Origin of the sequence: Amycolatopsis sp. WAC 01376 (genome assembly GCF_003947415.1) — a bacterium.
GTDB lineage: Bacteria > Actinomycetota > Actinomycetes > Mycobacteriales > Pseudonocardiaceae > Amycolatopsis.
The window spans coordinates 1,199,203-1,211,172 of record NZ_QHKL01000001.1; the positions used below are offsets into that span (position 1 = coordinate 1,199,203).

14 protein-coding genes are annotated in these 11,970 nt (G+C 67.5%); 3 read left to right on the plus strand and 11 right to left on the minus strand.

The genetic code is table 11. From position 1 onward, the window contains the following. Window positions 1-6: 6 nt before the first annotated feature. On the minus strand, window positions 7-1,209 hold the full coding sequence (gene nagA / locus DMH03_RS05685) for an N-acetylglucosamine-6-phosphate deacetylase (RefSeq protein WP_125791561.1): 1,203 nt from the start codon (window positions 1,207-1,209) through the stop codon (window positions 7-9). Between the two features lie 91 nt (window positions 1,210-1,300). Next, the gene (locus tag DMH03_RS05690; RefSeq protein ID WP_007032484.1) at window positions 1,301-1,876 is read right to left on the minus strand and encodes a SigE family RNA polymerase sigma factor; all 576 of its coding nucleotides are present in this window, start codon (window positions 1,874-1,876) and stop codon (window positions 1,301-1,303) included. A gap of 141 nt (window positions 1,877-2,017) precedes the next feature. On the opposite strand from DMH03_RS05690, the gene DMH03_RS05695 reads away from it, so the two are divergent. Next, window positions 2,018-2,302, plus strand: coding sequence for a YciI family protein (locus tag DMH03_RS05695; RefSeq protein WP_125790890.1), 285 nt, complete (start codon window positions 2,018-2,020; stop codon window positions 2,300-2,302). A gap of 4 nt (window positions 2,303-2,306) precedes the next feature. Here the strand turns inward: DMH03_RS05695 and DMH03_RS05700 are convergent, their stop codons facing one another. The 6 genes from DMH03_RS05700 to DMH03_RS05725 form a co-directional block, all read right to left on the minus strand. Beyond that, window positions 2,307-3,311 (minus strand): PDR/VanB family oxidoreductase, encoded by a 1,005-nt coding sequence (locus DMH03_RS05700; protein ID WP_125790891.1) that lies wholly within the window; start codon window positions 3,309-3,311, stop codon window positions 2,307-2,309. Further along, window positions 3,308-4,174: a metal-dependent hydrolase gene (locus DMH03_RS05705; RefSeq protein WP_125790892.1), complete on the minus strand. Its 867-nt coding sequence runs from the start codon at window positions 4,172-4,174 to the stop codon at window positions 3,308-3,310. Before DMH03_RS05705 ends, DMH03_RS05700 begins: the two co-directional genes overlap by 4 nt. Continuing rightward, entirely contained in the window at window positions 4,171-5,643 is a 1,473-nt protein-coding gene (locus DMH03_RS05710) for an NAD(P)/FAD-dependent oxidoreductase (protein ID WP_125790893.1), read from the minus strand. Before DMH03_RS05710 ends, DMH03_RS05705 begins: the two co-directional genes overlap by 4 nt. Before the next feature lie 81 nt (window positions 5,644-5,724). Then, window positions 5,725-6,198, minus strand: a complete 474-nt coding sequence (locus tag DMH03_RS05715; protein WP_125790894.1) for a pyridoxamine 5'-phosphate oxidase family protein — start codon at window positions 6,196-6,198, stop codon at window positions 5,725-5,727. A 6-nt stretch (window positions 6,199-6,204) separates the two neighbouring features. Continuing rightward, window positions 6,205-7,095: an SDR family oxidoreductase gene (locus DMH03_RS05720; RefSeq protein WP_125790895.1), complete on the minus strand. Its 891-nt coding sequence runs from the start codon at window positions 7,093-7,095 to the stop codon at window positions 6,205-6,207. Window positions 7,096-7,243: 148 nt separating this feature from the next. After that, complete coding sequence (locus DMH03_RS05725) at window positions 7,244-8,155, minus strand: aldo/keto reductase (RefSeq protein WP_125790896.1); 912 nt, start codon at window positions 8,153-8,155, stop codon at window positions 7,244-7,246. Window positions 8,156-8,205: 50 nt separating this feature from the next. Between DMH03_RS05725 and DMH03_RS05730 the strand changes: the two genes are divergently transcribed. Beyond that, entirely contained in the window at window positions 8,206-9,027 is an 822-nt protein-coding gene (locus DMH03_RS05730; RefSeq protein ID WP_125790897.1) for an LLM class F420-dependent oxidoreductase, read from the plus strand. A gap of 83 nt (window positions 9,028-9,110) precedes the next feature. Then, window positions 9,111-10,139: a class II fructose-bisphosphate aldolase gene (gene fbaA / locus DMH03_RS05735; protein ID WP_125790898.1), complete on the plus strand. Its 1,029-nt coding sequence runs from the start codon at window positions 9,111-9,113 to the stop codon at window positions 10,137-10,139. Window positions 10,140-10,369: 230 nt separating this feature from the next. On the opposite strand, the gene DMH03_RS05740 is transcribed toward fbaA, so the two are convergent. The 3 genes from DMH03_RS05740 to DMH03_RS05750 are packed head-to-tail and all read right to left on the minus strand — an operon-like array spanning window position 10,370 to window position 11,913. Then, window positions 10,370-10,660 carry a hypothetical protein gene (locus DMH03_RS05740; RefSeq protein WP_125790899.1) on the minus strand — a complete coding sequence of 97 codons (291 nt, stop codon included), beginning with the start codon at window positions 10,658-10,660 and terminating at the stop codon, window positions 10,370-10,372. Window positions 10,661-10,714: 54 nt separating this feature from the next. Continuing rightward, window positions 10,715-11,128: an Imm1 family immunity protein gene (locus tag DMH03_RS05745; RefSeq protein ID WP_125790900.1), complete on the minus strand. Its 414-nt coding sequence runs from the start codon at window positions 11,126-11,128 to the stop codon at window positions 10,715-10,717. Beyond that, entirely contained in the window at window positions 11,125-11,913 is a 789-nt protein-coding gene (locus DMH03_RS05750; protein WP_125790901.1) for a DddA-like double-stranded DNA deaminase toxin, read from the minus strand. Before DMH03_RS05750 ends, DMH03_RS05745 begins: the two co-directional genes overlap by 4 nt. Window positions 11,914-11,970: the final 57 nt, after the last annotated feature.

The following is an 11,970-nucleotide window of genomic DNA, read 5'->3' on the forward strand; positions in this document are numbered from 1 at the left end:
TCGCCGCTACCCGTCGCTGACCGACACACCGCCTTCGACCGCGCCGCTCAGCGGGGCCGTGGCGCTCAATGTAGCCGCAGCGTCGTCCTTGACCCATTCGCCCTGGCGCAGCACCTTGACCGGCCGGAGGTCGCGATCGAGCACGACGACGTCGGCCGCGAGCCCGGCGCGCAGCGACCCGGTCCGGTCGGCGAGGCCGAGCAGTTCGGCGGGCCGTCCGGAGGTCGCGCGGACGGCGTCGAGCAGGTCGATGCCCGCGCCGCGGACCAGGTTGCGGAAGGCCGCGTCCATGGTCAGCGTGCTGCCAGCCAGCGAACCGTTCCCGGCGAGGGTGGCGACGCCGTCGCGGACGTCGACCTCCAGGCGGCCGAGGATGTAGCTGCCGTCGGCGGCGTCGGTGGCCGACATGGCGTCGGTGATGAGCACCGTCCGGCCCTTGCCCGCGTGGTGCGCGGCGAGCCGCAGCACGGTCGGGTGGACGTGGACGAGGTCGCAGATCAGCTCGACGGTGATCCGCTCGTCGTCGAGGAGGGCGCCGATCGGGCCCGGCTCGCGGTGGTGGAGGGGCCGCATGGCGTTGAAGAGGTGGGTCGCGACGGAGGCGCCCGCGTCGATCGCGGGGATGATCTGGTCCTCGACGCCGTCGGTGTGCCCGATGGCGGCGATGACGCCCGATTCGGCCAGTTGCCGGACCGCCTTGATCCCGCCGTGCAGTTCGGGGGCGAGGGTGACCATCCGGATGTCGCCGCGGCCGGCGCCGAGCAGCGCGTTGACCGTGGCCGTGTCCGGCTCGATCAGCGTCGCCGGGTCGTGCGCTCCGCAACGAGCCTTCGAGATGAAGGGTCCTTCAAGGTGAATTCCGGCAAGTTCACCCTCTTGGACCAGCTCACGCAGGGCGGCGATCTGGTCCCTGAGCACCGGGACGGGGTCCGAGACCAGACTGCCGAGCATGGTCGTGGTCCCGTGCCGCCGGTGCGCGCGGATGGCGCGGAACAGCTCCTCGGGGTTCGCACTGGAGAACGACCCGCCCCCACCGCCGTGGCAGTGGGTGTCGACGAAGCCGGGCACGACCAGGCACCCGTCGACATCGACGCGATCGATGTCCGGGGGTGTCCCGGAACCGACTTGGACGATCCTGCCGCCGGCGATAGCCAGCCAGCCGTCGTCGAGTACACGGTCCGGGGCGACGACCCGGCCGCCCACGATCACGAAATCTCCGGCGCCTCTCACGTCCCCCAGCATATATTGGTCTGGACCAAGCATGGCGGCACAACCCAGCGCTCGAGATTAAAGCCGGGTGTCAGTTCGGCGACTGCATCGCTTTCTGCAGTGCCTCCAGCGCCCGGCTGGCGGTTGACTTAACGGTACCTTTCGAAATCCCGGCGGCCTCGGAGATTTCGGCCTCACTCAGCCCACCGTAGTAACGGAGGACCAAAACCTCGCGCTGGCGAGGGGGCAGTTTGGACAAAGCGCTCACCACGGCCTGATGTTCACTCGACAGCATGGCGAGGCTTTCGGCCGAACGCGCGTTGACGGCGTGCGGCGCGACGTACTCGCGGGCGGTCTTGCGGCGGCGCAGCACACTGCGTGATCCGTTGACCACGGCGGTGCGCAGGTATCCGACGGCCGCGGCGGCGTCGCGCAGGCGCCCCCAGTTGCGGTGCAGCCCGGTGAAGGCCTCCTGGACGACGTCTTCGGCGGTCGCCGGTTCGTCCACGAGCAGGATGGCCAGCCGGACGAGCCGCATCCGGTGCTGGCGATAGAGATCCTCAAGGGTCAGCGGTGCCGCAGGCGGCGGTGGCGTGACCGGTCCGTCCATGGTGCGCAGATGGCCGAGGGTCGCCTCGACACTGCGTTCCGCATTGCCCTCGAGCATGTACCCCTACCTGTTCATTTACCCCTTTGACGCACAACCTGTGCATGGCGCTCGATCAGCGTATCGGGTGGGGCGGGAGTCCTGCCTGATCGGATCCTGAGAAGCTGGGGGGCGTCTGTTGGAGCGACCTTGGAGATGTCGATGGCCTGGTTCCTGGTGGAGATCACGTACGTGCAGGAGAAGCTGGCGGATGTGCGCCCCCGGCACCGGGAATTCCTGTCCGCCCTCGCCGGCCAGGGCGTCGTCGCGCTCGGCGGCCCGCTGGGCGACGGCTCCGGCGGTATCTCGATGTACCAGGCGGCCGACGAAGCGGCGCTGCTCGAAATCATCAATAAGGACCCGTACCACCTCGAAGGTGTTGTCGCGGAGCGGACCGTCCGCGAGTTCAAGCCGGTGATCGGTTCCTGGATCCCCAAGGAAGCCTGACAGCTCAGAGATCGAGGGTGACCGGCTCGCGTTCGACGCAGACCCGGACGCGGTCGCCGGTCACGGTCGGCAGTTCGCACGTCCCGCAGAACCCCTGACGGCACGAATAAGCGATGCCGGGCACGGTTTCGCGCAGGACGTCGAGCGCCGTCCGGTCGGCGGGCACGTCCAAAATCCGGCCGCTGCGGGCCAGTTCGACGCGGAACGGCTCGCCGCCGACGATCGGCGGCGTCGAAAACCGTTCGAAGAACACCGGCCCCGAAGCACGCAGCGCCGCGTCCGTGCGGACACCGACGATCATCGGAACCGGGCCGCAGCAGTAGATCGGCGCGCCTTCCGGTGCCCCTTCGAGGAGTTCCGCGCCGGAAGCGGGGATTCCGTAGTCCGTGTCCGGACGAATCCAGACACGATCCCCGAATTCGGACAATTCCGCCAGGAAGGGCATCGAGGCTTCGTCGCGACCGGTGTAGACCAGTCGCCAGTCCGCGCCCGCCGCGGCGGCTTGCCGCACCATCGGCAGGATCGGCGTGATCCCGATGCCGCCCGCGACGAACAGGTACGCCGGGCTCGCGACGAACGGGAACGCGTTGCGCGGGCCCCGCGCCGTGATGCGAGCGCCCTTCTTCAGCGCGTGCACCGCCGTCGATCCCTCGCCGAGCAACCGGACGCCGACGCGGTAGGCCGAGCGGTCTTCCGGGTCGCCGCACAAGGAGTACTGCCGGACCAGTCCCGGCCGCGGCGCGAGGTCGATGTGCGCGCCGGGCCGCCATCGCGGCAGCGGTTCGCCGCGTTCGTGCACCAGCCGCAGCCCGGCCACGCCGTCGGCTTCGGCACGGACTTCGTCGACGACCAGCGGAAGATCACGGTCGACGACGGCCACCGGTGGACGACGGCGTCCGCTCACCCCGCTGAGCCTGCGGTACAGCGCGACGACACCGGTCAGCGACGCCATCGCGCGGTCGGTCCGCCCGCTGCCGTCGAGCCGCAGTGGGCGCGTCGGCGGCGTCACTGGGGTTCGTCGGCGGCCAAGGCGGCCGGGGAACTCGCGAGGTACGCGACGGCCTGATCGGTGTTGCCGGTCTCGGTGGGGTGATAGGACTTCCGGAAGTACGGCCGGATCTCGCGCCGCAGCTGCCTGCCCGAGGGCAGCAGGCCGAGCTTCGCGACGCGCAGATAGGTCCGGAAACTCGTCTTGCCCGGCCGCGTCGGATCGTTCTTCATGAGGAACCTGGTGCCCCGCAAGAAGACCCACGCGAGCACCGGCGTCACCACGAGCATGCTGCGCACGCGGCGGGTGTAGCGGCCGTCGAGGTGCATGAACAGATCGAAGGCGACAGAGCGGTGCTCGACCTCTTCGGCGCCGTGCCAGCGCAGGAGATCCAGCATCGTCGGGTCGGCGCCCGCCTTGTCGAGCGCTTCGGCGTCGAGGATCCACTGGCCGAGGAAAGCGGTGTAGTGCTCGATCGCGGCGATGATGGCGAGCCGCTCGATCAGCCATTCCTCACGCCGCTTGGCGGAAAGGTCGCGGTCGCCGAGCAGGCGGCGGAACATCCACTCCATCTGCGCGATGTACGGCCGCACGTGGACGCCCGCCGCTTCGAGGTGTTCCGCGGCGCCGTCGTGCGCTTCGGCGTGCATGGCCTCCTGGCCGATGAAGCCGAGGACGTCCTCCTTGAGCCGCTCGTCGCGGATCAGCGGCACGGCCTGCTTGAACACCTCGACGAACCAGCGTTCGCCCTCCGGCAGCGCCAGATGCAGCACGTTGATCGTATGCGTCGCCTGCGGTTCGCCCGGGATCCAGTGCATCGGCAGCGACGCCCAGTCGAACTCGACGTCGCGCGCGTGCAGGACGACCTGCTCGTGGTCGGTCACGACGACCTCCCGCTGAGCTCGTAGTCGCTCGGGTCGACCTTGCGGGTTTCGAGCCAGTAGCGCCAGGTGAACCCGGGCCAGATCGTCCGGTTGACGCCCTTCGCGTCGAGATACCAGCTCTTGCAACCGCCCTGGGTCCACACGCCCTTGACCAGTTTGTCCTGGATCTCGCGCTGGAACTTCTCCTGCACGCCGGCGCGGACGTCGAGCGCGGCGGCACCACGCGAATCGGCGAGTTCGATCGCGTCGACGACGTACCGCGCCTGCGACTCGATCATGAAGACCACGGAGTTGTGGCCCAGCGCGGTGTTCGGGCCGAGGAGGAAGAACAGGTTGGGGAAGCCGGAAACGGTGATGCCCTTGTGCGTGTGCATCCCCTCGGTGGCCCATTCCTTGGCGAGGTCGCGGCCGTCGACGCCGGTGATGTCCAGGTATTCCAAGGCATCCGTGACCTTGAAGCCGGTGCCGTAGATGATCGCGTCGACCTCGTGCTCGACGCCGTTCCCGTCGACGACGCTGTGCGCCTTGACCTCGCGCACGCCTTCGGTGTTGACGTCCACATTGGACCGATTGATCGCCGGGTAGTAGTCGTTGGAGATCAGCACCCGCTTGCAGCCCATGGTGTAGTCCGGGGTGACCTTCTTGCGCAGCTTCGGATCCTTGATGGCCTTGCCGATGTGGCGCTTCGCGATCGCCTCGCCGGCCTTCATGATCGCGGGGTGGCCGTTGAAGCCGACGGCACGCACTTCGAGGAACCAGTAGAGCGCGTTGCGGTAAAGCCGTTGCACGCCGGGGATGCGGCGGAACGCGGTCTTGGCCCAAGCGGGCATGGCGTGGTCGGGCTTCGGCATGATCCACGGCGGCGTGCGCTGGAACAACGTCAGCTCGTCGACCTCGGGGGCGATCTTCGGGACGAACTGGATCGCGCTCGCGCCGGTGCCGACCACGGCGACCTTCTTGCCGCGCAGGTCGTACTCGTGGTTCCACTGCGCGGAATGCCAGGTCTGGCCCTTGAACTTCTCGATCCCGGGCAGCTTGGGCACCTGCGGGATGTGCAGGCCGCCGACGCCCGAGACGACGAACTGAGCCTCGATGTCCTGGCCGGATTTGGTGTGGACGTGCCAGCGGCGCGCGGTGTCGTCCCAGGTGGCGCCGGTGAGCTCGACGCCGAACCGGATCTTGCTGCGCAGCCGATACTTGTCGGTGACATCCTTGAGGTACTGGAAGATCTCCGGGGCCGGCGAGAACGACCGCGACCAGTCCGGGTTCTGCTCGTACGAGAACGAGTACATGTGGGACTGCACGTCGCAGGCGCAGCCGGGGTACGAGTTGTCGCGCCACGTACCGCCGACTTCGTCCGCCTTCTCCAGGATCACGTAGTCGGAGATCCCGGCCTTTTCGAGCTGGATGGCCTGGCCGAGCCCGGAGAAACCGGTGCCCACGATCACGACCTTGACTCGCTCGGTCATCTGGCAATCCTCCACTTCGAGGCGTTCGTGCCCAGATGACGTTACCTCAAGTAACAGTTACTTGCTAGTACTCCCTACCCGTCAGTATGTGCCGCCGAGCTTCGAGTGGTCCCAGCTCACGATCTTCGTCGGCCGGAAAATCAGCCCGATCCGCTTCGGGGCCTGCTTGCCGATGAAGTCCGCGAGCTCGTCCGGAACGGGATCGCCCGGCTTCGCGCCCGCGTACCGCTGCATGAGCTTGATGCCCATCTGGGTGACCGCGGCGGTATCGGTGATGACCTCGACGTCGGCTTCGAGGGAGATCCCGCGGAGCTTGTCGTAGCTTTCGCCGTCCTCGATGAGCACCGTGGCGCGCGGGTCGCGCTCCAGGTTCTTCGCCTTCTGGGACGAGCCATAAGTCCAGGTCGCGATGCCCGGCTCGTGCGGGTAGTACCAGAGCGGCGCGAGATGCGGGCGTCCGTTCGGGCCGATCGTCGCGACGTTGATGACCTTCTGCTCGTCGAGGTACGCGGTGAGCTCGTCGGGCGTCATGCGGATCTGGTCGCGACGGGACATACGTTGTCAGCCCTTCTTGGTTGCCGCCCGGCCTGCTTGACCGGTTATCGAAGATTCGTACGCGCCGCGCTGCTCGATGTCCACGAGTGCGGCCGCGTCCGCCTTCTTGATCCGGCTCTTCGCGCCGAGCTCGATGATCGGCGGCAGGAACGCGCGGATCAGCTTGAGCCCGCCGACCCAGCGCGGCACGTGCACGGTGCGGGCGCGTTTGTTGACCCCGGCCTGGAGGTGGTCGAGCGCGACGGACAGCGGGTAGGTCTTGCCGAGCAGGCCGGGCATGCCGGTGCGGAGCTTGCCGAAGACCGGGTGCTGGTCCGCGCTCTCGACGAGGTCGGTGCGGATCCAGGTCGGGTGCGCGACGCCGACCTTCACGCCGAGGTGCGCGACTTCGGCGCGGAAGCTGTTGCAGAACGCCTCGACGCCCGCCTTCGCGGCGGCGTAGTTGGCCATGCCGGGCGCGTGGGTGATCGCGGCCAGCGAGGAGATCGCGAGCAGGTAGCCCTTGCGGTCGAGGACATGCGGAAGGGTGACGCGGAAGGTGCGCCAGACGCCCAGGAGGTCGACTTCGATGACCTTCTCGAAGGCGGCCGGATCCACCGACCGGACGAAACCGGAAGTCGCGATGCCGGCGTTCGCGATGACGATGTCGATGCCGCCGAAGTGCTCGACGACGCCGGCGGTGGCCCGCTCGAGGTCGTCCCAGCTGGTGACGTCGGCTTCCCAAGCGTGCGCGCTGGGGCCGATCTTGTCGGCGACCGCCTGCTGTTCCTTGGCTTCGATGCCGACCAGTGCGACCTTCGCGCCCTGCGCGGCCAGGCGTTCGGCGAGCCCCGCGCCGATGCCCCTGGCGGCGCCGGTGATCAGGACGACCTTGCCGTTCACGCTGTTCTTGGCCACGTTGCCTCCTCGTCCGAGCCCTAAGGCTTTCGGACGGTACCTCAACCTACCCGGAGTAAGCTACCCACAAGTAAGTACGCATTCAGTCCTCTCGATGCGGTAGTTCGTGGTGCCAACTACCGCATCGAGAGGACTAAATGCGGGGTTGTCAGCGCGAGGCGGTGGTGAGGGCGTCGACCTCGGCAGGGGTGAGGTCCAGGTCGACGGCGGGCAGGAGATCGTTCAGCTGCTCGACCGAGCGGGCGCTCGCGATGGGCGCGGTGACGGTCGGCCGGGCGAACAGCCACGCGAGCGAGACGGCCGCGACCGAGACGCCGCGAGCGGCCGCGATCTCGTCGAGCGCCGAGAGCACTCGCTCACCGCGTTCGTCCAAATAGGACGAAGCGCGGGCGGCACGCGGACTGTCGCCGAGATCGTCCTTCGACCGGTACTTCCCGGCGAGAAAACCCTTGGCCAGCGAGAAATACGGCAGGGCGGCGAGGTTCTCGCGTTCGACCGTCGGCGCCAGGTCCCGCTCGTAGTCCCGCTCGACGAGGTTGTAGTGCGGTTGCAGCGCGACGTACTTCGCCAGCCCCTCACGGTCCGAAATGGACAGTGACTCGCTCAGCCGTTCCGCCGAGTAGTTCGACGCCGCGACGTAGCGGACCTTGCCCGCGCGCACGAGCGCGTCGAAGGCGCGCAGCGTCTCCTCGATCGGGGTCTCCGGATCGTCGATGTGCGCGTAGTAGAGGTCGATGTGGTCGGTACGGAGCCGGCGCAGCGAGTCTTCGGCCGCCGCCGCGATGTTCGCCGCCGACAGTCCCTTCCGCTCGTCCCACATGCCGGTCTTGGTCGCGATGACGACGTCGTCACGGCGGCCGCGGCGGGCCAGCCAGTCGCCGATGATCGTCTCGGAGCCGCCCTTGGAGTACAGGTCGGCGGTGTCGATGAAGTTGCCGCCCGCCGCCGTGTAGGCGTCGAGGACGGCGAAGGACTGCTCCTGGTCCGCGGTCCAGCCGAAAACGTTCCCGCCCAGGTTGATCCCCCGGACGTCGAGGTCGGTGTTGCCGAGTTTCGCCATACCCCGAACTTAAGGGAAGACATCGGCCGTCCGCGGCGTTGGCCCGGTACATGGGAATCGAACTCGGCCGGATCGGCATCTGGCAGCACGAATCCGTTTTCACCCCGGGCCTGGCCCGTGAGCTGGAGAAACTCGGCTACGGCACGATCTGGCTCGGCGGCTCGCCGTCGGGTGACCTCGCGAAGGCGGAGGAAATCCTCGACGCGACGGAGACGATCAAGGTGGCCACCGGCATCGTCAACATCTGGAAGGACGACGCCGCCACGGTCGCCGAGTCGTACCAGCGCATCGCCGCGAAGCACCCGGACCGGTTCTTGCTCGGTGTCGGCGCCGGGCACCGGGAGCACACCGCCGAGTTCAAGAAGCCGTACGCCGCGCTGGTCGAGTACCTCGACGCGCTCGACGCCGCCGGAGTGCCCGTCGAGGGCCGCGCGCTGGCCGCCCTCGGCCCGAAGGTGATCAAACTCGCAGGAGACCGCACAGCGGGAGCCCACCCGTACCTGATGACCCCCGAGCACACCCGCCAGGCGCGCGAGATCCTCGGCGAAGGACCGCTGCTCGCACCCGAACAGAAAGTCGTCCTCGAAACCGACCCGGCGAAGGCCCGCGAGATCGGGCGGGGCACCGTCAAGTTCTACCTCGGCCTCGTCAACTACACGAACTCCCTGCGGAAACTCGGTTTCACCGATGAGGACCTGGCAGGCGAGGGCAGCGACAAGCTGGTCGACGCGCTGGCCGTCCACGGCGACGCCGAGACGGTCGCCCGCGGCGTCACCGCGCATCTCGAAGCCGGGGCGGACCACGTCAACATCCAGGTACTGAACCAGGACCCCCTGCCGGTCTACCGGGCGCTCGCCGGCGTCCTCCTCTGACGCGACGGCTGTAGGCACCTCCCGGCCGACCTCGTACGATGCGGCCGAGAGGTGCACCAGCCTGCTTCGAGGAGGAGTAAACGATGCCCATCGCCACCCCCGAGGTCTACGCGGAGATGCTCGACCGGGCGAAGGCGAACGAATTCGCCTACCCGGCCATCAACGTGACCTCGTCGGAGACCCTGAACGCCGCCATCCGCGGGTTCGCCGAGGCGGAGAGCGACGGGATCATCCAGTTCTCCACCGGCGGCGCTGAGTTCGCGTCCGGCCAGAAGGTCAAGGACATGGTGACCGGTTCGGTCGCGCTCGCCGAGTTCGCCCAGGTCGTCGCCGCCAAGTACGACGTGAACGTCGCGCTGCACACCGACCACTGCCCGAAGGACAAGCTCGACGGCTTCGTCCGCCCGCTGATCGAGATCTCGGCGGAGCGCGTCAAGAACGGTCAGCACCCGCTGTTCCAGAGCCACATGTGGGACGGCTCCGCGATCGACCTCGACGAGAACCTCGAGATCGCGCAGGAACTGCTCGCCAAGGCCGCGGCCGCGAACATCATCCTCGAGGTCGAGATCGGCGTCGTCGGCGGCGAGGAAGACGGCGTCGAAGCCGAGATCAACGAGAAGCTGTACACCGCCGAGGGCGACTTCCTGAAGACGATCGACGCGCTCGGCTCCGGCGAGAACGGCCGCTACCTGCTGGCCGCGACCTTCGGCAACGTGCACGGCGTCTACAAGCCCGGCAACGTGAAGCTGCGCCCGGACGTGCTCAAGGGCGGCCAGGAGGCGGCCTCGAAGAAGCTCGGCCTCCCGGCCGGTTCGAAGCCGTTCGAGCTGGTCTTCCACGGCGGTTCCGGCTCGCTGCCGGAGGAGATCCGCGAGGCGGTGTCGTACGGCGTCGTGAAGATGAACGTCGACACCGACACGCAGTACGCCTTCACCCGGCCCATCGCGGACCACTTCTTCAAGAACTACGACGGCGTCCTGAAGATCGACGGCGAGGTCGGCAACAAGAAGGTCTACGACCCGCGTAGCTACCTGAAGGCCGCCGAGGCCGGTATGGCCGCGCGCATCGTCGAGGCCGCTCAGTCGCTGGGTTCCGCCGGCAAGAAGCTCTGACCAGTACGCATTTAGTCCTCTAAATGCGGAAGTACGTGAAGGCCCCCTTCTGTAATGGCCGGTTTCTGACCTGCGCAAACGCGCCGGGAGGGGCGTTGACCAGCGAAAACCGACCCTGTTAGTACCGGTCGCTACCGGCCCTTATCGATGCTCCTGTGTACCCAGCGTGTACCGGTACGCAAGCCGTTGGCCCCCACCTTTGCCCAGGTGGGGGCCTTCTGCTGTGCAGGTCACGGGGCGCGGGTCTCACGCGGGCTCAGGGCGTCCGAGACGACCCATTGAGACCGAGAGTCACTTTCCATCGCGAAGACGACCCATCCGACCCAATGGCCCGTCGTGGTAGCTCTCCACATGCCCAACAGGCCGGGCACCTTGGCAGTCAGGTCGAGCCCGTCCGACACGACGGAGGCGGTTTCCGCGACCGGATAGACCACGCTGAGATCAACCCAGACGGGCCGCGACGGGCGGACCATGTGCAGGTACGGCGTCCTTGGTGACGCCGTGTCTCCCGTGTCGAGCATGAGCCGATTATGCACCAGGGTCGAACGCCTGTTCGCCCCGAAAGAAGCAAAGCTCTAGAGCGGGCCGTCTTGCTCTGTCCAGTTCACGCCGGAGGGTCGTTGCCCGCCGGAGGTCAGGAAGTCGTGGGCGGCCTTCCGGGCGACGTTTGCGGGGATTTCCGCGTCGTCCGGGTACTCCCGAGGGTTGTTCATGAAGTAGTAGAGAACTTCGCCGTGTTCCGGCAGCGAGAAGGTCCCGCCTTTCGAGTGCGCTCCGTTCGGTGCGTCGTCGCCCACGTACCTCAGACTTGCCCGTTCGCCGTGTAGGCCGATCTCAAGCCACGATTTCTCCGGGTCGCCGTCCGTGTACAGCTCAGCGAGCGTCGGCCCGTTCATGGCCGCCACGGCGTCTAGAACGCGGTCGAGATCGGCCGCAGTGGTGACCGTGGTCGCTCCGGTCGCGTTGCCGTCGTACCAAGCTTCGATCATGGCTTCTTTCTCTGTCCGAGGTAGGTCGTCCCGATCGGGGTTCCGTCCGGTGTGGTCCCGTACACGGTGAGCGCGCTTCCTTGAGGAAGGATCTTAGGGACCAACGTCTCACAGCCGAAGGGGCCTTTGCAGACTTCGTTGTTGACGGCGACGGTTGCGCTGGTGATGCCCTTGTTCTGCATGTGAACGGCTAGTTTCACCTCGACATCGGCCGTTGTGGAAGGCATCCGCCGGGCGCCCTGGTCCTTGAAGAACTGGACGGCTGCGGCTTCCATGTCATCACGGCCGCTCACGATGTGCCCGGCGTCCCCTTCGCCTGAGTCCGTGACCCACTGCCCGTGTGTCTTCTGCCCTTCTCCACGGTCGACACGCGGCGGAAGGTCTCGTTTCAGCTCGTCCACGCGGTCTTGTGAAATCGGGTCAGGCTTCGTTGGCGTGGTTGTGGTGTGCACCCCATGCCGGCCGCGGGGCCGATCTTCACGCCTCGCCCCTGTGACCTCGGTGTTTTCCGGTGCCGCAGACGCGCCGATGCTGTCCCGATACGCCGATATCTTCGCCTTCACAGCCTCAAAGTGGCTGATGGCCTGCTCTGCGGTCTGCTTTAGCTCGTCGTACCGCCCTGGTAGGGCGCCCATCTCCTGGTCGGTGGTGCCGTAGACCGCTTCACCGAGTTGCAAGGCAGACTCTTCGAAGCCTCCGGCGGCCTGCCGCATGGCCTGCCCTGCCTGCTCAAGGGAGGTGACGGCGGCGCCGAGAGCTGCGGCTACCGCCTCAAACTCGCTCACGCTGCATCCCCTGTCTCCCCGTGCCGTGGATCATGACACGGGGTCCGACAAGGAGCG